Source organism: Streptococcus sp. DAT741, assembly GCF_009866825.1.
Taxonomy (GTDB): Bacteria; Bacillota; Bacilli; order Lactobacillales; family Streptococcaceae; genus Streptococcus; species Streptococcus ruminantium.
The window spans coordinates 1431576-1453134 of record NZ_CP019557.1 but is presented as its reverse complement, the minus strand read 5'-3'; the positions used below and the strand labels follow the sequence as shown (position 1 = coordinate 1453134).

At 38.7% G+C, this 21559-nt stretch carries 17 protein-coding genes; 12 read left to right on the top strand and 5 right to left on the bottom strand.

Translation table 11 applies throughout. The features are described from left to right. The first annotated feature begins 110 nt into the window (after nucleotides 1-110). The gene (locus tag BZG42_RS06845; protein WP_159780112.1) at nucleotides 111-3269 is read left to right on the top strand and encodes an MAG6410 family transglutaminase-related lipoprotein; all 3159 of its coding nucleotides are present in this window, start codon (nucleotides 111-113) and stop codon (nucleotides 3267-3269) included. A gap of 42 nt (nucleotides 3270-3311) precedes the next feature. On the opposite strand, the gene BZG42_RS06840 is transcribed toward BZG42_RS06845, so the two are convergent. Both BZG42_RS06840 and BZG42_RS06835 read right to left on the bottom strand, forming a co-directional pair. Then, entirely contained in the window at nucleotides 3312-4196 is an 885-nt protein-coding gene (locus tag BZG42_RS06840; RefSeq protein ID WP_159780110.1) for an IS3 family transposase, read from the bottom strand. Beyond that, nucleotides 4193-4513 carry a transposase gene (locus BZG42_RS06835; protein WP_120171284.1) on the bottom strand — a complete coding sequence of 107 codons (321 nt, stop codon included), beginning with the start codon at nucleotides 4511-4513 and terminating at the stop codon, nucleotides 4193-4195. Before BZG42_RS06835 ends, BZG42_RS06840 begins: the two co-directional genes overlap by 4 nt. 352 nt (nucleotides 4514-4865) lie before the next feature. Here BZG42_RS06835 and BZG42_RS06830 point away from each other — a divergent pair, with 352 nt between their 5' ends. The 6 genes from BZG42_RS06830 (at nucleotide 4866) to BZG42_RS06805 (ending at nucleotide 10555) form a co-directional block, all read left to right on the top strand. Beyond that, entirely contained in the window at nucleotides 4866-6506 is a 1641-nt protein-coding gene (locus tag BZG42_RS06830) for a putative polysaccharide biosynthesis protein (protein WP_155996049.1), read from the top strand. Nucleotides 6507-6613: 107 nt separating this feature from the next. After that, entirely contained in the window at nucleotides 6614-7348 is a 735-nt protein-coding gene (gene pyrH / locus BZG42_RS06825; protein WP_029751462.1) for a UMP kinase, read from the top strand. Nucleotides 7349-7402: 54 nt separating this feature from the next. Then, entirely contained in the window at nucleotides 7403-7960 is a 558-nt protein-coding gene (gene frr / locus BZG42_RS06820) for a ribosome recycling factor (protein WP_024532996.1), read from the top strand. Nucleotides 7961-8104: 144 nt separating this feature from the next. Then, nucleotides 8105-8959, top strand: a complete 855-nt coding sequence (gene cvfB / locus BZG42_RS06815) for an RNA-binding virulence regulatory protein CvfB (RefSeq protein ID WP_155996051.1) — start codon at nucleotides 8105-8107, stop codon at nucleotides 8957-8959. A gap of 267 nt (nucleotides 8960-9226) precedes the next feature. Continuing rightward, nucleotides 9227-9442, top strand: coding sequence for a YozE family protein (locus BZG42_RS06810; RefSeq protein ID WP_024532994.1), 216 nt, complete (start codon nucleotides 9227-9229; stop codon nucleotides 9440-9442). A gap of 78 nt (nucleotides 9443-9520) precedes the next feature. Further along, on the top strand, nucleotides 9521-10555 hold the full coding sequence (locus BZG42_RS06805; RefSeq protein ID WP_024532993.1) for a PhoH family protein: 1035 nt from the start codon (nucleotides 9521-9523) through the stop codon (nucleotides 10553-10555). A 467-nt stretch (nucleotides 10556-11022) separates the two neighbouring features. On the opposite strand, the gene BZG42_RS06795 is transcribed toward BZG42_RS06805, so the two are convergent. Then, nucleotides 11023-11661 (bottom strand): MBL fold metallo-hydrolase, encoded by a 639-nt coding sequence (locus BZG42_RS06795; RefSeq protein WP_024532583.1) that lies wholly within the window; start codon nucleotides 11659-11661, stop codon nucleotides 11023-11025. A 198-nt stretch (nucleotides 11662-11859) separates the two neighbouring features. Here BZG42_RS06795 and BZG42_RS06790 point away from each other — a divergent pair, with 198 nt between their 5' ends. From BZG42_RS06790 to BZG42_RS06780, 3 genes are all read left to right on the top strand, one after another. Further along, nucleotides 11860-14406, top strand: coding sequence for a bifunctional DnaQ family exonuclease/ATP-dependent helicase (locus BZG42_RS06790; RefSeq protein ID WP_155996055.1), 2547 nt, complete (start codon nucleotides 11860-11862; stop codon nucleotides 14404-14406). 99 nt (nucleotides 14407-14505) lie between these two features. Next, nucleotides 14506-15297: a pyrroline-5-carboxylate reductase gene (gene proC / locus BZG42_RS06785; protein WP_155996057.1), complete on the top strand. Its 792-nt coding sequence runs from the start codon at nucleotides 14506-14508 to the stop codon at nucleotides 15295-15297. Nucleotides 15298-15477: 180 nt separating this feature from the next. Next, nucleotides 15478-16734 (top strand): ISL3 family transposase, encoded by a 1257-nt coding sequence (locus tag BZG42_RS06780; RefSeq protein ID WP_159780108.1) that lies wholly within the window; start codon nucleotides 15478-15480, stop codon nucleotides 16732-16734. Between the two features lie 229 nt (nucleotides 16735-16963). Here the strand turns inward: BZG42_RS06780 and BZG42_RS06775 are convergent, their stop codons facing one another. After that, complete coding sequence (locus tag BZG42_RS06775; protein ID WP_024532586.1) at nucleotides 16964-17368, bottom strand: TetR/AcrR family transcriptional regulator; 405 nt, start codon at nucleotides 17366-17368, stop codon at nucleotides 16964-16966. Nucleotides 17369-17672: 304 nt separating this feature from the next. Here BZG42_RS06775 and BZG42_RS06770 point away from each other — a divergent pair, with 304 nt between their 5' ends. Next, a complete protein-coding gene (locus BZG42_RS06770; RefSeq protein WP_155995850.1) occupies nucleotides 17673-18521 on the top strand; it encodes a DegV family protein in 849 nt (282 codons plus the stop codon). A gap of 104 nt (nucleotides 18522-18625) precedes the next feature. On the opposite strand, the gene BZG42_RS06765 is transcribed toward BZG42_RS06770, so the two are convergent. Beyond that, nucleotides 18626-18781: a DUF4368 domain-containing protein gene (locus BZG42_RS06765; RefSeq protein ID WP_155995852.1), complete on the bottom strand. Its 156-nt coding sequence runs from the start codon at nucleotides 18779-18781 to the stop codon at nucleotides 18626-18628. A 289-nt stretch (nucleotides 18782-19070) separates the two neighbouring features. Here BZG42_RS06765 and BZG42_RS06760 point away from each other — a divergent pair, with 289 nt between their 5' ends. Further along, complete coding sequence (locus BZG42_RS06760; protein WP_159780106.1) at nucleotides 19071-21464, top strand: AAA family ATPase; 2394 nt, start codon at nucleotides 19071-19073, stop codon at nucleotides 21462-21464. Nucleotides 21465-21559 lie beyond the last annotated feature (95 nt).

The window sequence follows — 21559 nt, the reverse complement described above, 5'->3', positions numbered from 1 at the left end:
ATAAGTGTAAAATAATAAGATTATGCTTGATAATTTGAGCTAAAAAATATATAATAATTGAGGGTTTTTGTGAATTAGATACATCTTATAAACATCAAAGGAGAATAACCGTGAATTATCATCAAAATGCGGATAGACAAAGACGCTATGCCATTAGAAAAATGAGTGTTTGTGTAGGCTCAGTTCTAGTTGGTTTTTTCTTGCTGACTGGAAACATGGCAACAGTTCAAGCGGCTGAGACTAGTGTAGTAGACTCGACAATGCTAGCGGGCAATAATTCGACCGCAGATGCTACGCCTTCTACGAATGATGAGCGCCGTCCTGCAATTGAAAATACTTCAACAGAATCTGGAGAGACAAAGGACTTTCTAAAGGAAGCATTACCAACATCTACGGAGAACTCTAACATTTCCACCGAGGAGAGCAAAAGTGACTTGGATGCGGCCGAAGAGAAAGCGCTGCCAACATCTATTGAGGAAAGTACCAAAGTTTCCGATAATAAAGTTAAAGAAACAATTTTGAATCCCATTGCTAACAACTACTATGATGATGGTCAATACGAAATCTCTCAAAAAGAGGTTACCATTCGAAAAGATCAATCTGTTAAGCTATCATTACAACCGGTAGGCGGTGGAAAAGCGGCGGAAGACGTTAAGTGGTATGTTCGGACTAGGTACCCTTATGATAAAGTTTATGCCCATGACGAGCAAGTAAACGGAGAAAATAATTCTCAGCTTTTACATTTGAGTGCGGATGGTACTGTGACAAATCTGAATAATGAGGAAAAAACACAGACTGTTGAGTTGTGGGCTCACTATAATCAGCATTTGTACCGCGGTTTAGTAACATTGCCAGGTAAAGTGGGGATGGAAGATATTCGCCAAGATGAAGAAGCAAATAAGGCTGCAGAAGAGATTGTCAAAGCATTTGAAGGTCTCTCAGACGTTGAAAAAGTCAAGGCTGCACATGATTGGTTGGTTGATAATGTTGAGTATGTAGCTAGATCTGGACAAGACCAGAGTGCTTATTCTGCTTTAGTTGAGAAGAAAACGGTTTGTGCAGGTTACGGTCATGGACTAAAACTCTTGCTTGATAAAATGAATATCCCAAGCCAAACCCTAGTTGGACCTGCTGGAGGTGAACGACACCTCTGGAATGTTGTTGAACTGGATGGGAAATGGTATCATGTCGATGCGACTTGGGATGATGCAGGTTTTAAAGATGTTAAGTATACACGTAAGAGCGAGCACTTACTGATTCACGATGAAGATTTTGAACTAACTCGAAAAACAAAACGTGGCTTTATTAAATCGAATGATATGGGTGAACATTACAGATATTATGGATTTGAAAAGCATGGTGTTTTAGCAAGAACCCTCGAGGATGTTCAAACGATTTTAGAGAGACAGTATCATAAGGCTGTTCCTAAGAGAGATTCTGCAACCATCATGGAAGTTATGGCTCCAAATAAAATAACCTCTGATGAGATTCAAAAAAAATTAAGTCAGATTACTAATTTTGCTAAATATGCCATTCACGAAGAATATTATGGTGGTTACACATTGCATCGTTTTGGTGTGACCTTATTGCCACAAAAAGTGGAAACAACTGTTAAGGTCGAGCAGTTACAAACAGAAATCTCGACCAAAAATCCAAGAATTTCTAATATCTTAGTGAAATTAGATAAAGGTGTTGAACTGAATAAGGCTAACATCACAGTAACAGGAGCTAAACTGACAGGAATTGAAAAAGTAAACGGAACTAATAAGGAATATAGGCTCCTCCTTGATGAGCCGGAAAGAATGACAGATGCAAAGGTTAAAGTGGCTATCCATAAACGGGACTATCAGTTCACATTAGCTGATTCAGAAGTTCCTATTCATGTTAAGAGAGCAGACACACCTAAAGCAGTATTTACAGCAACAGGTGAAAATGAAGGCTACCTTTCTAATGTTGCACCGGGGATGGAATACCGAATCCTTAGAGGTACTTGGAAAGATATTACTGGCGATCGGGTTGAGCTCAAGAATATTGGACTTGCAGATATTTTTGTTCGAGTGAAAGGAACTGATCAAGCTTTTGCATCATCCGTTCAACGTGTAAAAATTAAGAAGACTAAAGATCCATATGGAGTTAAAGCTTATTCAGGTCAGATTGTTGGAGTTAATAAAGACATGGAATATCGCCGGAAAGGTGATACAGTATGGTTCTGGAGTTCGGGTAATATTTTAAAAGGGCTGGTAGATGGTGAGTATGAAATCCGTACCAGAGCAACTGGTGACCACCTAGCTTCTAATATTGAAGTAGTGAACCTAACTGGCGGATTGCAGGCAACACAGGAAAATATTGCCAAGCAGCAAGCTAGGTCAGAACAAGAAGCGGCAGCTCGTCAGACTGAAGCTAAACGTCAAGTTGAAGCAGAAAAAGCTAAGATTCAAGAACAAAGCAAAACTGAACAAGACGCTAAACGTAAGGCCGAAGAGAAAGCTGCTATTGAAAAAGCTAAGGCAGAACAAGAAGCTAAACGTAAGGCCGAAGAGAAAGCCGCTGTTGAAAAAGCTAAGGCAGAACAAGAAGCTAAACGTAAGGCCGAAGAGAAAGCCGCTGTTGAAAAAGCTAAGGCAGAACAAGAAGCTAAACGTAAGGCCGAAGAGAAAGCCGCTGTTGAAAAAGCTAAGGCAGAACAAGAGGCCAAACGTAAGGCCGAAGAGAAAGCCGCTGTTGAAAAAGCTAAGGCAGAACAAGAGGCTAAACGTAAGGCCGAAGAGAAAGCCGCTATTGAAAAAGCCAAGGCAGAACAAGAAGCTAAACGTAAGGCTGCTGAAACTCAAAACAAAGAGCAAGAGGTGGCTCGTCAGGTGGAAACCAACAGTCAATCTGAAGCTCAACCTCAGTCACAGGTTGCATCCGGCGTGACAACGGTTCAACACCAGGAGTCAACTTCTCAGCGTTCAGCGGTGTCACAAGGTCAGACTGGAGCGCAAAGAGCAGCGACAACCACGCATCAAGCGCCAGCTCAATCGCTAACTACGGAACAGACTCAGAACAACCCAGTTACTCCGAAAGCTTCTGAAGGTGAAAAAGCAAATGTTGAGAAAAAATCTGAAGATAAAAAAGCAACGTCTAAGGAACAAGTAGCATCAGCACAAGAAGTGAAGAAAGCTACTGAGAAGAAACAAAATCTTGCCCTTCCTTTGGTCCTTGCATTATCAGCGATTATTCTGGGTTTGTTTGGCTATTCAAAAATGCAGAATAAAAAAGAAGACTAGAATGTCAAGCCCCGTCTAAAATAGACAGTGTAAAAAAGAATATTAGTTAGTAAGGTATGACTCCCTGAATTCCGTAGGGGTCATACCTTTTAATATTTCTTGTGGTCTATCATAGTTATACCAGTCCATGTATTCTTTAATTTGTTGGCTGAGTTCATCTCTGTTATTAGGAGGAAAGAGTCGTAAGGACTCACTCTTGAGATGGGAAAAGAAATTTTCACAAGAAGCATTGTCATAACGATTCCCTTTTCCAGAATGGGAAATTGTAACACCATACTGGTCTAGTTTTCTGAGATAAAGTTGGTTGGTGTACTGAAAACCTTGATCAGAATGCAAGACACAAATGTGTGTGGCATCCCAATTTTCATTGAAGACAAGGTCTAAATTTTCAAAAACGAGCTGATTATCATTATAATCTGAAAGAGTATATGCTAGAATAGAGTTGTCATAACAATCTTTTATGACGCTAAGGAATATCCTTCCCTGTTTGTGGTAAACATAACTGACATCCGTTGTTAGTTTCTGGAGAGGACGTTCTGCTTTAAAGTTTCGGGCAAGCACATTGTAGTGGACGTGTCTTGCCTTTTCATTTATCTCACGCTGCGTGCAAGAATGATAGCGTTTCTTTCGAATTGGCGACTTCAAACCCAGAATACGCATATAGCGTAGGACAGTTTTAGGATGACAGAAAATATCGTATTTTCTTCTCAGTTGATAACAAATGAAACGATAACCTTTCTGAGTCTCATTAAAAATAGCTGTAATGACCTGTGCTAGGTCAGGGTTAAACCGCTTGTGTTCAGGTTTTCCATTGCTTAACCAGAGGTAGTATGATGACCTAGGGAAACCCAAATAGGCACATAAATGGGAGATGGAATAACGTTCTTTCAATTGTTCAACGACTTGATAAAGGTGGACTCTTCTCACTTTCTGAGGAGAGTCCTTAAGGTTTTTAAAATGTCATTCTCCATACGAAGAAAGGCATTCTGTTCCTCTATTGTCATTTCATCAAGATTGGTTGATTTTGGGCGACCAGTTGATTTAGCACCTCTTAAATCTTGGTGGAGCAATTGCGGATTTTCGCGATATTTTCTAGTCCATGTGAGGACTTGATTGTTTGATTTCAAGCCATACTTTTTTACAATTGAGTCCATACCACCACTTTTCCCACTAAGATAGTCCTCGACTACTTGTATTTTGAATTCAGGTGGATACTTTGTAAATTTACTTCCTTTTTTAGCCATGAGAAAAGAACCTCCTTATAAGAACAGTATAGTACTTTTTATACTGTCCATTATAAGGGGTTCTTTTCAGAATACTCCTTTAAAAAACGAAAGGATAGAGCTTCGCTATAGCTTGCTGTGATGGATCTATCACGATACAGATATGCAAAAGCTCTTTGTCACCTACAATGGGGACAAGGAGCTTTTTGGGGTATTGAGCACTTTTGAAGAGAAAACTACCAATCCTCTCTCAGTACTTTTTGAGATGTCTACTAGATATTTTACATTGGTAACAGAAAGGTTTATAATAAAAGGGTTATAGTAAAAGTAATGTTACCTGATGATACCATTTTGTAGAAAGAGTGATGTATTCATGTCCGAAAAAGTTGAAACACAGCAGTCCAGAGAACAGGCTACAATGGCTAAAGGGCTGGCTTGGTTAACCGCTGGAAATATTCTTAGTCGCCTTTTGGGAGTGGCTTATGTTATCCCTTGGTACATTTGGCTAGGGGAGTATCGGGCAGAAGCCAACGCCCTTTTTAGTATGGGCTATCAAATCTATGCTAACTTTCTCTTAATTTCAACAGTTGGCTTGCCGACAGCCATTGCCAAGCAGGTGGCTAAATACAATGTTCTGGGCAAGGAAAATGTTTCACTTTACTTGGTTAGGGAGTTCTTTAAGATCATGTTAGTCTTTGGTGCAGTCTTTGCAGGAGCCATGTATATTAGCTCTCCTTGGCTGGCCGAGGCCTCCGGTTCTAAAGAGAAGTTGATTCCGGTGATGTATAGTCTGGTACCTCCTTTGTTTATCTTTCCTGCTATGAGTATTCTTCGTGGTTTTTTCCAAGGTAGGCATGACATGAAGCCCTATGCTATCAGTCAGCTTGCAGAGCAGTTGGTGCGTGTGATCTGGATTCTTGCGGCGACATTCACCATCATGAAATTAGGAGATGGGAACTACCTCAATGCGGTTGTTCAGTCTACTTTTGCAGCCTTTGTTGGAATGATTGCTAGTGTTGTGATTCTGGTCTACACCCTTTGGAAACAAGGTTATTTAAGTAAGTTGATTCACGCTAAGAAGCAGAAAATTTCTATCAACACAGGTCAGTTGATCAAGGAAACAGTGAGGGATGCTGTTCCAATCATCATTCTGAGTTTGACGATTCAGTTGCTCCAATTCATTGATCAAGTAACTTTTATCAAAGTGATGGAGCAGATCACAACCTACACGAATTCGGAGTTGTTGGAGTTGTATTCCTACATGGCAGCCAATCCAAACAAGATTACCATGATGATTATCGGTATATCACAAAGTCTGGGAAGTGTTGCTATTCCATTGATTACAGAAAAATTTGTCCAAAAAGACCTAAAATCAGCTTCAAATCTAGTTGCTGATAATTTGCAGCTTCTCTTTATTTTTACCATTCCAGCTATTGTGGGAACAGTTTTGTTAGCCCGCCCTCTTTATTCTGTTTTTTATGGTCCATCTGAGGAGATTGCCATTGGACTATTTATTTGGAATCTATTTCTTATCCTTCCTCTGGGTCTTTACTCTGTTATCAGTGTCGTTATTCAAGCTATTTTTGAAAATAGAAAAGGCATTTACTACTTTTTAATCGGAATATTGGTTAAGCTTGTTTTACAGGTACCGATGATTTATGTCTTTAAAGTTTATGGTAGCTTTATTTCGACCATCTTAGGTTTGGGAATCATGCTTTATCTTTTCTATAGACGAATTGATACGGTTTTAGGAATTGATGAAAAATTAGTGGTTAAGGATGTTGTGACGATCAGTTGGATTTCTTTGGCAATGGGGATAATTGTCTGGTTTGTCGAGTTTTTACTCAATCTACTTTTCCCAGCAAATGGCTATCTATCAAGTTTTATTCATCTTACCATTTCAGGAAGTGCCGGTCTCCTTATCTTCGTAATTTTAACCTTAAAAACACGTCAATTAGATCGGTTAATTGGAGGTAGAGCGCAGGTGCTGCGGAGAAAATTACGCTTAGTATAAATTAGATAGAGGAAAATTCACTAAGGATTTTCCTTTTTTCTTGGAGATTTCAGTATAAAAAAAACTATTTTTGTGGTAGAATAGTAGGGATAAAAAAGAGGAGAGAGATGATGAAACCTAAATACGAACGTATTCTAATCAAACTATCTGGTGAGGCTTTGGCTGGTGAACGTGGGGTTGGAATTGACATCAAAACTGTTCAGAAAATAGCCAAGGAAGTTCAGGAAGTCGCAGCATCAGGTGTTCAGATTGCTCTTGTTATCGGCGGTGGTAACCTCTGGCGTGGGGAACCTGCTGCGGAAGCAGGTATGGATCGTGTTCAGGCAGACTATACGGGCATGCTTGGGACAGTCATGAATGCTCTTGTGATGGCAGATTCACTCAAACAGCTAGGAGTGGATACACGTGTGCAGACAGCAATTGCTATGCAGTCTGTAGCAGAGCCCTATATTCGTGGTCGTGCTCTTCGTCACCTTGAAAAAGGTCGTATTGTTATCTTTGGTGCAGGTATTGGTTCGCCATACTTCTCAACAGATACAACAGCAGCTCTTCGTGCAGCAGAAATCGAGGCAGATGCTATCTTGATGGCTAAAAATGGTGTCGATGGTGTCTACAATGCCGATCCTAAAAAAGATGCCAATGCTGTCAAGTTTAACGAATTGACCCACCGTGAGGTCATCAACCGTGGTCTTAAAATCATGGATGCAACAGCTTCAACTCTCTCAATGGACAATGATATTGATTTGGTTGTTTTCAATATGAATGAAGCTGGCAATATCAAGCGTGTTGTCTTTGGTGAACCAATTGGTACGACAGTATCAAATTCTACAGAAGAAAAATAAATTTTTGAAATAAACGCTACATTTTATTGAATCAAATAAAAAGAAGGAAATCCTATGTCTAAAGAAATTATTGCAAAAGCACAAGAACGCATGAATCAGTCCCATCAGAGTTTGGCACGTGAGTTTAGCCATATTCGTGCTGGTCGTGCCAATGCCAGCTTGTTGGATCGTATTTCGGTAGAATACTACGGTGCGCAGACCCCGCTCAATCAGTTAGCAGGTATTACGGTGCCTGAAGCACGGGTTTTACTGATTACACCGTTTGATAAATCAATCCTAAAAGATATTGAGCGTGCTCTGAATGCTTCCGATCTTGGCTTGACACCACAATCTGATGGTACAGTGATCCGCTTGGTTATCCCTGCTCTTACAGAGGAAACACGTAAGAATTTGGCTAAGGATGTGAAAAAAGTTGGTGAGAACTCAAAAGTTGCCATCCGCAATATCCGTCGTGATGCTATGGATGAGGCGAAAAAAGCTGAAAAAGCTAAAGAAATTACAGAAGACGAATTGAAGACTCTTGAAAAAGACATCCAAAAAGTAACCGATGATGCCATCAAGACGATTGATAAAATGACCGCTGACAAGGAAAAAGAATTGTTGGAGGTATAATCTAGCCATTTTTCCTAATTGGTTAGAAACCCAAAAAACTATTTCATCTTAGGTGCTGTCTATCCCCTAGGAATGACTCAAATAATGAAATCTAATGAGGGGAGTTAGACGGACTCTCCTTTTTTAGTCAGAAAGAAGAAAATCATGAATGATTTATTAGCACACTATATCGTCGGTTTAGTGACTGATGAGAATGATCAATTTTACTTTATTCAAAAGGAAGGCATGACTTTTGCGCTGTCAAAAGAAGAGGGGGAGCATGCCCTTGGACAATCTGTGAAAGGTTTTGCCTATACAGATATGCGACAGAAGCTACGTTTGACAACTAGAGAAGTAGGGGCAACTCGCACTAGTCTCGGCTGGGGGATCGTCACAGAAGTTCGTAAAGATCTAGGGGTTTTTGTAGACACAGGCTTGCCAGATAAACAGGTAGTTGTTTCTTTAGATGTATTACCTGAACTCAAGGAATTATGGCCCAAAAAGGGTGATAAATTGTATGTTAAGTTGGATGTTGATAAGAAGGATCGCCTCTGGGCTTTGCCTGCTTTTCAGGAAGATTTCCAGAAGCTTGCTGGTCCTGCTTATGATAATATGCAGAATCAAAACTTGCGAGCCATCGTTTATCGTTTGAAAATGAATGGAACCTTTGTCTATCTACCTGACAATAATATGTTGGGCTTCATCCATCCGAATGAACGTTTTTCAGAGCCACGTTTGGGTCAGGAATTGCAAGTGCGGGTAATCGGTTATCGTGCGGTTGATCGCACTCTCAATCTCTCCCTTAAACCCCGCTCATTTGAGATGTTAGAAAATGATGCCCAGATGATTTTGACTTATCTGGAAAGCAATGGAGGATTTATGACCTTGAATGATAAATCTGCTCCGGAAGACATCAAAGCCACCTTTGGTATTTCCAAAGGTCAATTCAAAAAAGCGCTCGGTGGTTTGATGAAGGTTGGTAAGGTTAAGCAGGATCAATTTGGTACCGAATTGACCTAGAAAATCATGCCGATAGTATGTAGATGAGTTTCTCCTTTCAGGTGGCGAGAAGAGGAGAGTGGGATGGAAAAGGCATATCATTTTTGATAATGATCTCCAACAGTTGCAATCCTAGAGAGACTGTAGAAGGGGAGAAAGTGAATGTTCCTTACTAGCCTTCTCAGAGAGCTACTAATGATAGGTTATGGTCTAAGCGAGCAACTGTTTGAAAAATAATGATGCTTGTGTCAAATTTTATAGGGAAAATTCTATTAGAAAGTAAGAAGAGTGAGAAGAAGTTTTTATTCTTGGTTGATGACCCAGCGCAATCCTAAAAGTAATGCACCTGTGGCAGTTTTAGCAGATTATGTTTTTGAGGAATATGATTTTCCAAAGCAATCAAATGATTTTGACGAAATCAGTCGCTTTTTGGAAGAGTCGGCTAGTTTTTCTTTCTCCATGTCCGATTTTGATGCGATATGGGAAGATTATTTGGGTCATTGATGAATATGATAGGACAAAATAGCTCGTTTTGGGCTATTTTTGCTATAATAGAGAAAAGCACAGGAAAAGGAGTCTATCTTGCAAGAACATTCGATTGATATTCAACTGAATCATCCAGACGACCTTCTTAGTCTGTTTGGAACCAACGAACGCCATCTGCGTCTGATGGAACAAGAACTCGGCGTGGTCATCCATGCACGAACAGAGAAAGTTCAAATTGTTGGGCAGAAAGACCATGTTGAGCAGACTCGTCTCGTTATTCAATCTCTTTTAGTCTTGGTTAGTCGAGGATTGATGATCAGTACCCCAGACGTTGTGACAGCCATTTCGATGGTGAAAAATGATGAGATTGAAAAATTTGTCGCACTTTACGAAGAAGAAATCATCAAAGATAACTACGGAAAACCGATTCGTGTCAAGACTCTCGGTCAAAAGCTCTATGTAGACAGTGTTAAACGCCATGATATTGTTTTTGGCATTGGTCCTGCGGGTACAGGTAAGACTTTTTTGGCGGTTACTCTTGCGGTGACAGCTCTCAAGCGTGGTCAAGTTAAGCGGATTATTTTGACACGCCCTGCGGTAGAAGCGGGCGAAAGCCTAGGTTTTTTACCGGGAGATTTAAAGGAAAAAGTAGATCCCTACCTTCGACCTGTCTACGATGCTCTTTACCAAATTTTGGGTAAGGAGCAGACGATGCGTCTGATGGAGAGGGAGATTATTGAGATAGCTCCACTTGCCTATATGAGGGGACGAACCTTAGACGATGCATTTGTTATCTTGGATGAGGCACAAAATACCACTATCATGCAGATGAAGATGTTCCTAACTCGTCTTGGTTTTCATTCTAAGATGATTATCAATGGCGATATTAGCCAGATTGATCTCCCACGTAAGGTCAAGTCAGGCCTGATTGATGCGACTGAGAAACTGAGTCACATTTCACAGATTGACTTTGTTTATTTTACTGCTAAAGATGTAGTCCGTCATCCAGTCGTTGCCCAAATTATCAATGCTTATGAAGCAGAAGCTCTAGCTAGCAGTGGTGAGACTCGTTTTGAAACAATCGGTCAATTGGAAGAGAAACACAAAGATGAAGAGCAATCATTTTTCTAATCTTTTTCAGGTTCGTAAACTAGTAGAAAAAGATTTGCCAATGGTTTTGTCTCTTTATCAGCCAAATCCTCTCTATTTATAACATTTTCCGCCTGAATCGAGTTTGGAAAGACCTAGTAGATTGCCTTTCTAGCAAGAATTTATTGGATAGTTGCCTATTGAATTGATAGCTGGTAGCAGTCCTTGGCTTGATTATCGCCTAGATTGGTCTTTTTATGGTAAATGGTATGTTTGCTGGTCAAGGTATTAGCTCTGAAATAATAGTAGCGCTACTGAATCAGCTATTGTCTGATTTTAGGAAGGTTCATCTGGATTATACAAAAAGTAATCCACAAGCTTCTCAGCTTTTTCCGAAAGTAGGATTTTATCCTACTGGCGCAATCAAAGAGGCAGCTGGAAACAGACTACTATTTTGAAAATAAATAAGAACCTGCCTAGTTTCTAGTGGAAACTAGGCAGGTTTTGTTTTATCCTCTAAAAAATGGATTGAAGTTTTTTTCGTGTGCAATAGTAGTATGTTGACCGTGGCCTGGATGGACGGTGTAGTGGCTTGGTAGAGTAAAAATATGTTTCTTGATACCAGCAATCAGGTCATCGAAATTGCTAGTTGGCAGATCAGTTCGACCGATCGTTTCGCGGAAAAGAGCATCTCCAGTTATGACGCATTCGTCATCTGGAAAAATGAAAGATACACCGCCGATAGAATGCCCCGGTGTTGGCACAACCTTGAAATGAAAACCGTCAAGCTGGTAGTCGTGGTCATATTGAAAGACCTCTTCGGCTGGTCGGCAGACTACGTTGTCCATATCATCATGTCTCGGTAGGCCAGATAGGTTCATCTCGGGTGTGTAGAGCCAACTAGCTTCACTTTCAGCCACATAGACAGGTGGAAAATGATAGGTTTCACGTAGAATGTCCAAGCTCATGATATGATCATAGTGTGTGTGAGTCAAAAGGATAGCAGAAATTGGTTTTCCAATTTTCTCAATAGTGGAATGAATCATGTTCCAATCGCTTCCTGGATCAATAATAATGATATGTGTGTTGTTTTCAAGATAATAGGTATTTTGAAAGGCAACTGGGTTGACGGATTTGTGGATGTTCATAGCTTCTCCCTTGGTATTCAATAAAATACACATTTTAATCTAAATCTAAGACTGTATTAGTGTAACAAAAAAATAGTCATCCTTCATGTAATTTGTTTGAAGCTTTTGCCTAGAAAAAATGTGTTAGGGTGATAAGATTTGAACAGTGATGATGAGGTATGATTACTAAGAAAGTTTTAATCATGTTATAATAAATCTATGAAAGAGACTAAAACATGCAATCGGTATGCTGTTGTGGACTTAGAAGCAACAGGTACAGGGACGGATGCAAAAATTATTCAGATAGGGATTGTCATGGTTGAAAACGGGAAAATTACCGATACTTATGAGACTGATGTCAATCCTTACCATCCCTTGGATGAACATATCAAGGAGCTGACAGGTATCACAGATCAGCAACTGTGTCAGGCACCCGATTTTGGGCAAGTAGCTGGAATCATCCATGACATGATTGGGGATGCTATTTTTGTCGCTCACAATGTCAGGTTTGATGCTAATCTTTTGGCAGAGGCACTTTTTTTTGAAGGCTATGATTTACGAACACCAAGGGTGGATACAGTAGAACTGGCACAACTATTTTTCCCAACATTTGAAAAATATAGTCTAGGAAGTTTAGCTGAGTATTTGGATCTAGGTTTAGAACAAGCTCATACAGCTATCTCAGATGCCATGGCTACTGCCCGATTGCTGATAAAAATTCAAGAGAAAATAAAAACTCTCCCTAAAATGGTCATTGAGTCAGTCTTGCAGCTAGCAGATCATCTTCTCTATGAAACACGTTTAGTTATTGATGAGATGGTACCACAGTTGTCAGAAGTTGTGCGAGAGGATGTAGAAGTAGTTCATGGTCTGGTCCTAAAAAAACAAGGTAAGGATAAGGTTGCCTCTCACTTTTCTGAGGATTTCTTGACCAATCTGAATCTTTTGGGTCTACACGAACGCAAGAATCAAACCGCTTTTGCTCACTTGGTAGAGAAAAGGCTGGCTGATGAGGGGCACGTACACTTTATCCAAGCGCAAGCTGGACTGGGAAAAACGTATGGTTACCTTCTCCCCCTGCTCGCTAAGTCAGATCATCGGCTATTAGTAACTGTTCCGACAAAGATTTTGCAAGAACAGATTATGGAGAAAGAGGGACGAAAATTACAGGAAGTATTTAACCTCTCTATTTCCTCCCTCAAAGCTCCAAAGCACTTTATCAAGCTGGATAACTACTGGAAAACCTTGCAGAGATGGGATGAAAATCGTTTGGTCAACCAGTTTAAAATGCATATTCTTATCTGGCTATGTGAAACTAAAACAGGTGATTTAGATGAACTCAAGCAAAAACAGCGCTATCAGAGTTATTTTGATGAGATTGCCCATGATGGAAATGTCGAGGTTGATAGTCTTTTTTGGGGATGGGACTTTTGGCAAAGATTACAAGGTCAAGCTGCTTCCAGTAGGCTACTAATCACCAATCATGCCTATTTCATCAGCCATCTCAAGGATCAAGACTTTCTAATAGCCAATCGTTTAGTGGTAGTAGATGAAGCGCAGAAGTTTCTTTTGGTAGCAGAAAATTTAGCTACAGACTCCTATGACTTGTTAGATGTATTGCAATTACTACAAAGTAAGAAGGATAAGACAAATCAGCTACTGGATCAGCGCTTATATGAATCCTGTCAATTTGAGTTCAATCATCTTCTGACTCGTTTCCGCCAGTATGGTCATAGGCGTGTGGAGAAGGAAGAGTTGGTTCAAGTACAACAAAATCTCTCAGAACTCAAGGATGTCGATTTAAATAAGTTAGACCATTTTCTGAATGGCTATGACACTTTTTGGTTGGAAGAAAAGACAATTGAAGACAAGCGGATTGCCTATCTACGTGGTTCAAAAGACAGTTTATTGGACGTAGCCAAGTATATGCCAGTCACCAAGACTTTTTATATCAGTGCAACTTTAACCATTAGTAAGAAGGTAAATCTACCTGATTTATTGGGATTTGACCAGTTCACCATGGACTTGTTACCGACACAAGCTGTCACCAACCAGCAAATTATATTTCCAACCAACCTTCCTGATGTTTTCTCTTGGGAAAAGGAAGAGCATGCTCGCTATGTAGCTCGGCGTTTGATAGAAATAGCAGAGCTGGATTACCCTATTTTAGTCTTGTTCACTTCAATTTCCTTGCTCTTACAAGTGTCAACTATTCTAGATCAGAGCAATGTCCCCCATTTGGCTCAACACAAGCACGGTCAGGAAATGTCAATAAAACGCCGATTTGAACGTGGAGATTGCCCTATTTTGCTTGGGACAGGTCTTTTCTGGGAAGGAGTTGACTTTGCCAGTCAAGAACAACTAATCCAAGTCATCGCACGACTCCCTTTTGATAATCCAAAGGATCGTTTTGTTCATAAAATCAATCAGCATTTGCGAGAAGAAGGGAAGAATCCTTTCTATGATTACAGCCTGCCCATGATGATGATCAAGTTAAAACAAGCAATCGGTCGTACCAATCGTCATTCCCATCAAGAGTCTGTAGTTGTTGTCTTGGATCACCGTGTCCAAACAAAACGCTATGGACAGCAGATTGTTTCCTTCTTTGAGAAAGATTACTTGCTTTCACAGATTGATGAAAGCGCCATTTGTTTGACCATTCAGCAATTTTTTGATCTAGGGGATAAGCGCTTGTCAAAGCCAGAATCGAAAAATGAGAAAGCAAAGTACAGTTCAGATAGAGTGTCAAAGGCTGCTTCAAAGTAGTCCTAAAAGGGATAAAATGACAAGACTGGAGCCTAGTATTTTCTACCTAGGTATGATATAATTTCCAAAAATAAGCGGTAGCTGTATCAGGAGGATAGAATGAAAATAGGATTTATTGGACTGGGTAATATGGGTGCGGCACTTGCACAAGCAGTCAGCCAGCAACCAGATACCCATCTCCTGCTCAGTAACTATAATCCAATCAAGGCCAAGGACATTCAGGCTCATTTAGGCGGACAACTTTTGTCTAATAAAGAAATAGCAGAGCAGGCCGAGGTGATTTTTCTTGGGGTTAAGCCTCATCTGGTTAGAACAGTCTTGATGGATTTGCAGGAGCAGATAGATCAGACCCCAGCTACTATCTGGATTTCCATGGCGGCGGGAATAACACTAAAAAGTCTGGCAGAATATATACCAGCAGATCAGCTCGTTCGTATTATGCCCAATACACCGGTTGCTATCGGTCAGGGCATGACTACCTATAGTCTGAGTAATCAAGCACTCGCTCTGCTATTAGAACAAATCCTAGAAAAATCAGGTCAAGTCCAGCAAGTGCCAGAAAGTCTCATGGATGCAGCAACAGCTATAGCAGGTTGTGGCCCAGCTTTTGTTTATCAGATGATTGAAGCGCTGATGGATGCAGGTGTACAGAGTGGTCTGACAGCTCAAGAAGCCAAGGTCTTAGCTGCTCAGACCTTATCGGGTGCAGCTAAGATGGTCTTGCAAAGTGACAAGCACCCAGCTCAACTTCGACAAGAAGTGACTTCGCCTGGTGGTTCAACGATTGCAGGCGTGGTGGCACTGGAGAAGGCAGGTTTTCGCTATGCTATTATCAAAGCAGTAGTAGCAGCCCTCAAGAAAAATAGAAAACTAGGAAAGAAGGAATCCTAGACTGAAATCTGACATTGTCGAAGTCGCATCCCAAAAGTCTGAACTTGGGATGCTTTTTAGGCTCTATAATTTCTGTAGTGGGTAAACCCGCTGTGGAGATTATAGGGCTTTTTGAGTATCAAAAAAGTCCCATAAGACTTATAATGAAAAGCGCTTAAACAACTCATTAGAAAGTATCTTATGGAACACATCAATAATACCACATTACTCATCGGAATTAAAGACAAAAATATCATCTTAAATAAAGCCATTCAACACGATACCCATATCGAAGTCACCGCTACACTTGATTATCACCCTCCCAAATGTAAACACTGTAAAGGAAAACAAATCAAATACGACTTCCAGAAACCTTCTAAAATTCCTTTTATTGAAATCGCCGGTTTCCCTAGCCTCATTCGTTTGAAAAAGAGACGATTTCAGTGCAAGTCCTGTCGAAAAGTAACTGTTTCTGAAACATCTCTCGTTCAGAAAAATTGCCAAATTTCTGAAATAGTGAGACAGAAAATCGCTCACCTATTGCTCAACAGAGAGGCTCTTACCCATATCGCTGCTAAGCTCGCTATCTCTACCTCTACTGTCTATCGCAAGTTCAAGCAATTTCATTTCCAAGAGGAGTACACTACTTTGCCAGAAGTGCTTTCCTGGGATGAGTTCTCCTACCAGAAGGGAAAACTGGCCTTCATTGCTCAGGATTTTAACACCAAGAAAATCATTACCATCCTTGATGACAGACGTCAAACAACCATCCGAAATCATTTCTTCAAGTACTCGAAAGAAGCTAGAAAAAAAGTTAAAGTCGTCACTGTCGATATGTCTGGAAGTTATATTCCTCTCATCAAGGTTCTATTTCCTCAAGCTAAAATTGTTCTCGATCGTTTCCACATTGTCCAGCACATCAATAGAGTTCTCAAGCAAACACGTATTGAAATCATGAAGCAATTTGACGATAAATCTCTTGAATACAGAGCTCTTAAGTACTACTGGAGACTTATTCAAAAAGATAGTCGGAAACTATCTTCTAAGGCGTTCTATGCTCGAACCTTTAGAGAAACATTAACTCCTAGAGAATGTCTCAATAAGATGTTCAAACTAGTCCCTGAGTTAAAATCTTATTATGACCTGTACCAGTTACTCCTTTTCCACCTGCAAGAGAAGAATACTGAGCAGTTTTGGGGCTTAATTCAAGACGCTTTACCTCATCTCAATCGCACCTTTAAAACCGCTTTGAGCACATTTATTCGCTATAAAAACTACATCACTAACGCCATTGAATTGCCTTACTCTAACGCTAAACTTGAGGCCACTAACAAACTCATCAAAGACATCAAGCGCAATGCCTTTGGTTACAAGAACTTTGACAATTTCAAGAAACGTATCTTAATCGCTTTGAACATCAAAAATGAGAAGACGAAGTTCGTCTCCTCTCGCGTTTAGCTATAAGTCACCCACTACAGTTGACAATGAGCCGCTTTTTATGTTCATGAAAAAGAAAGGACAGAAGGAGAATCTTTCTCAAGCCTCTCACAATCCTAGCATATATTTTGTACAAAGGGAAAGTTGATACGTCATTACAGAGTGTATTTTGTATTGCAATAATAAAAGGACCTAGTCCTCTCCAGTACAGAACTAAATCCTATCATTATAACTGCTCGGGGGACATCAGTTAGTCCCGCTTTGTTTTTTCTTTAATCCACTGACTGACATTGGACAATGCCTTACTTGAATCAGCTTTTTCCTTGCTGTGGTGCAAGAAGTCTACAAAACTTTGCTGAACCCCATCCTTTTGTACCTTGGCTTGTAAGTTTTGCCATTTTTTCTTCAGAGAAGCAGAAGTTCGCTCGTAGTAAGCCTCCAAAATTTCTTCTTTTGACTTGTAGTTGCGGTAGAAAGCATTGCGGGATACTCCAGCCTTACGAACCAACTCTGACACAGAAATTTGTCTGAGGTCTTTTTTCTCTAAGAGAAATAGCAGAGCGGTTTCGATAGATTCCTTGGTCAGCTGATTAGCTTCTTTATTTGATTGATAAAGATTTTTTAAAGATTGTGGTGAAATTTTACGAGCTACCATAATTTTCCTTTTCCGAGTGTCACATCTGAAAGAAAATGCTTTCAGATGGGGAAGTTTAATGATATAATTGTAAGTAAATAGAGACTTTTTGTCAAATAATACTCAATGAACATCAAAAATAGGCACGCTCTAGTAGTTTGAGGTGGTAGAAGCTGCGTTCGCCAAGCTGAGGATGGTTTTGCCATTTTCTAGTCTTTGTAGCAGACTGAAATCTACCGTAGAAACAGAGGTCTACTAGAGAGTTGATATCTGTGTTCTTGATTTTTATAGAGTATAAAAAAGTAAGACTAGAAATGAGAAAATTATGCCAAAATGGAAAATTGTTGTAGATTCGGGCTGCGACTATCGTCAACTGAATCACTTAGCTCCTGACACTGAATTCATCAGCGTACCATTGACGATTCAAATAGGGGAACAAGCCTTCGTGGACGATGCAAATTTGGATATTGACCGAATGATGGAAGTTATGGAATCTTCATCCTCTGCAGCAGGTTCGGCCTGTCCAAGCCCACAAGCTTATCAGGCAGCTTTCGAGGGTGCGGAAAATATTATCGTTGTAACGATTACAGGTGGTTTGTCAGGTAGTTTCAATGCGGCTCGTGTGGCACGTGACATGTATGTTGAAGAACACCCAGAAGCTAATATTCACTTGATTGATAGCCTTTCTGCTGGTGGAGAGATGGATTTACTGGTTGATGAAATCAATCGCTTGATTGGGACAGGAATGGATTTTCATCAAGTAGTAGAGGCTATCACTCACTATAGGGAACGCAGCAAACTTCTTTTTGTCTTAGCTAAGGTGGACAATCTCGTAAAAAATGGTCGTCTCAGCAAGATTGTCGGTGCTGTCGTGGGGCTTCTCAATATCCGTATGGTTGGAGAAGCTAGCAGTGAGGGGACACTGGAATTACTTCAAAAAGCGCGTGGGCATAAAAAATCTGTCATAGTAGCCTTTGAGGAAATGAAAAAAGCTGGTTATAGGGGTGGTCGCATTGTAATGGCTCATCGTAATAATGCTAAATTCTTCCAACAGTTTTCAGAGTTGGTAAAAGCTACTTTTCCAACAGCCATTATTGATGAAGTTGCAACTTCAGGATTGTGTAGTTTCTATGCAGAAGATGGTGGACTCTTGATGGGATATGAAGTTGAATAAGTCTTGAAAAAGTATATAAAAAGCGCCTTGTTAGTCTAGCTGACACCTAGCAGTTTAGTTATTAGGGGTTAATAGTAGCGAGTCAGTCCGCCTGACTCGCTTTTTTATAGTTTTCCGATGAAATTGCAATAAATGTCTATCTGGATAATTCGGTTACGTTTCACACCAGCTGACTCGTAAATCACAATTTCATTAATTAGTTCATTTACTATTTCAACGATTAATCTTGAAACTTGTGTGTATGTGGAAATTCTCGTCATAAACTTGGAGATATTCAAGCTATCTTATTGTTGTTTGGTGAGTTTTTCTGTTAAGGCAGAAATAGGATTAAAGTAACTCTAGGAATGATTTGGGCTGACAAATCTAGGCTAAGTTTTGTAGTATTTCATGTGATAGATTAAGCATAAAAGTCTCATTTTATGGGATTGAAAGAATTTTCTTCATCTACACGATTCGAAGACCGATTAGAACGATTTTTACTCAAAATTAATTTAAATATGTTCTGTTAATGCTATCTCTATATGATATAATTAAAAAGAGGTATTAAATATGTTAAATTTAGAAATCAAAAAAATTGACATTAAAGATTTTGGTTGCTATAAAGACTACAAACAGCATAGTCAGTCAGGTATCGGTAACGATTTTAATGATGGAAGAGTTAATATTTTTTATGGCAGAAACTATTCTGGAAAAAGTACTTATTCGAAAATTTTTCAAAGTATTGAACTTAAGCAACTTCCAGAAAAGTACGGAGATATAGATTTTGAAATCAAATTAGCTGACCAGACATTTATCAAATCAACTGGAATAGCTACTCATACGTTACCTATAGATTGTAAGGTTTTTAATCAGCGATTTATTGACGATAATATTTATCTTCACAATGACAATAAATTAAATAGTTTCCAAATTTCGATAGGTAGTGATACTAATGAGACTTTAAAAAAGATTGAAGATATACGATTAAACGAACTTAAACCTAGAAATGAAAAATTGTCGCAGATTGAATCGGATATAACTGAGAAGCAAAAAAAGAATAAAGTCAGCAGAGATGGTTTAGATTCAAAACTGAGAACAACTGCTTCAAAAATTAAGAATCTAAAGAACCCCTCGGTCGTAGTTGGTAATAAATATGATATACGAGATATAAGGGAGGAGTTCAGTAAACACTCATCTCAATTTCCTATTCTGCCGTCAAAAGATGACAAGGATGCTCTAGCTGAGTTAGAAAAGAGTATTGAACAAGCCAGAGCGAGAATTCTCGAAAAAAACATAAACAAACCACAAAAAATAGATTTAGTTAGTTCGGATAAAATTTTTAATTTCACATTGTTTTTAGAAAGTACGAAGAAACTACTATCCAAAATTGTGTCAGTAAGCAACATTTTAGATGAATATAAAAATAATCCAGATAAAATAAATTGGATTAAGCATGGTGTTGATATCCATGGAGAAAATCCAGAAAAATGCATATTTTGTGGCAACAGCATTGATAGTAATTTCATTGAAAATCTAAAATTGGCTTTTTCTGATGAGTTAAGCTCTTTAGAAAAAGAGTTGGTGCTACATAGCAGTAGGGTGAAATCAGAAATCCAGAAGTTGGATTCTGTTCCATATATTAATAAAGATGATTATTTTAAGGAATCTACATCCGATATTCAAAATATAAATAAAGATATTAGAAATATTATTAGTAACAGAAAAGAAGTTCTGAAAACACTTGAATTGAAAATTTTGGAAAAACAGCGAGATATTTTTTCAAAAATTGAAATTGATGATTTAGAATGGAATAATTTTTCTGGAATTCAAGTTGAGATTGACTCGTTATATGATAATACTATTAAACAGATAGAACAATTTGAGGAAAGAAAAACTAAAAGCATAGACTTTCTTCGAAGATATTATATTTCAAAAGAAATCCTCCTATCTGAATTTGCTATACTATCTCAAGAAATTAGCCAACTTCAAAAAGAGATAAAAGCAAAAACTAAGGAACGGGAAGACTTAAAAGGTGAGAAAGAAAGACTCGAGAAAGACATTTTAGAACTTGAAAGTAGTTTAAAATCAGAGTCTGAAGCAGTAAGACGTATAAATATTATACTTCAAAACTCATTGGCACACGCAGAAATTTCCTTGAAATCTATTGATGAAGAAGAAGGAATATATTTCGAAGTTTCTCGTAATGAAGAAAGAGCTTATAATTTAAGCGAAGGAGAGAAATCATTAATCGCTTTTGCTTACTATATTGCAAGGCTAGAGAGTTTGTCTGTGGAAGAAAAGTCAAAAACTATCTTATTTATCGATGATCCAATTTCTAGTCTGGATGAGAATAATATTTTTTATATTTATAATCTTATTTTTAGACTTCTTGAGAAAAAGGAATTTTTGCAGTATTTTCTCTCTACCCATAATTTAGATTTTTTGAAATATACCAATCGATTTTCTGCTCAAAAAGATTATTACTTGATAGAAAAAATAAAAGAAACTGAATCTAGCCCATCAAGAAGCTTTATTAAAAAACTGCCTAAATATTTATCAAATAAAGTTACAGAGTTCGTGTTTCTGTTTGAACAAATATATAGAGTGGCGACGGAAGATGAAGATGAAAATAATTTTTCAGTTTTTTACAATTTTCCAAACAATGGTAGAAAATTTATTGAAACTCTCTTATATTTTAAATATCCAGATTATAAAACAAATAATGATAATAAAGTTATTAAATATTTCGGAGAAGAAAACTCTCCGTTTATACAACGCATAAATAACGAATATTCCCATGGAGAAGATAGATTTGATAGAACTCGAAATCCAATTAATACTAGTGAGTTTAAACATGACGCTAGAATAATCTTAAGTGCTTTATATCAAAACGATCCAGAACAATTTAAATCATTTCTCAATAATAGTAATTTGATTCTCCCAGATTTTCTGGAAGAAAGATAAAAATTAAAAATAAGGACACTCTATTAAAGAGAGCTCCTTATTTCTATACTGCTGAGTGTCATACTGCCTTTGGAGGCGTTTTTGTATTCAAAATA

Coding starts and splice junctions, on each gene's coding strand:
- pyrH (WP_029751462.1), top strand. CDS start 6,614: ATGATGAAACCTAAATACGAACGTATTCTAATCAAACTATCTGGTGAG.
- BZG42_RS06830 (WP_155996049.1), top strand. CDS start 4,866: ATGTCCGAAAAAGTTGAAACACAGCAGTCCAGAGAACAGGCTACAATG.
- BZG42_RS06765 (WP_155995852.1), bottom strand. CDS start 18,781: ATGACGAGAATTTCCACATACACACAAGTTTCAAGATTAATCGTTGAA.
- frr (WP_024532996.1), top strand. CDS start 7,403: ATGTCTAAAGAAATTATTGCAAAAGCACAAGAACGCATGAATCAGTCC.
- BZG42_RS06835 (WP_120171284.1), bottom strand. CDS start 4,513: ATGGCTAAAAAAGGAAGTAAATTTACAAAGTATCCACCTGAATTCAAA.
- BZG42_RS06790 (WP_155996055.1), top strand. CDS start 11,860: ATGAAAGAGACTAAAACATGCAATCGGTATGCTGTTGTGGACTTAGAA.
- BZG42_RS06780 (WP_159780108.1), top strand. CDS start 15,478: ATGGAACACATCAATAATACCACATTACTCATCGGAATTAAAGACAAA.
- BZG42_RS06795 (WP_024532583.1), bottom strand. CDS start 11,661: ATGAACATCCACAAATCCGTCAACCCAGTTGCCTTTCAAAATACCTAT.
- BZG42_RS06770 (WP_155995850.1), top strand. CDS start 17,673: ATGCCAAAATGGAAAATTGTTGTAGATTCGGGCTGCGACTATCGTCAA.
- cvfB (WP_155996051.1), top strand. CDS start 8,105: ATGAATGATTTATTAGCACACTATATCGTCGGTTTAGTGACTGATGAG.
- BZG42_RS06760 (WP_159780106.1), top strand. CDS start 19,071: ATGTTAAATTTAGAAATCAAAAAAATTGACATTAAAGATTTTGGTTGC.
- BZG42_RS06775 (WP_024532586.1), bottom strand. CDS start 17,368: ATGGTAGCTCGTAAAATTTCACCACAATCTTTAAAAAATCTTTATCAA.
- proC (WP_155996057.1), top strand. CDS start 14,506: ATGAAAATAGGATTTATTGGACTGGGTAATATGGGTGCGGCACTTGCA.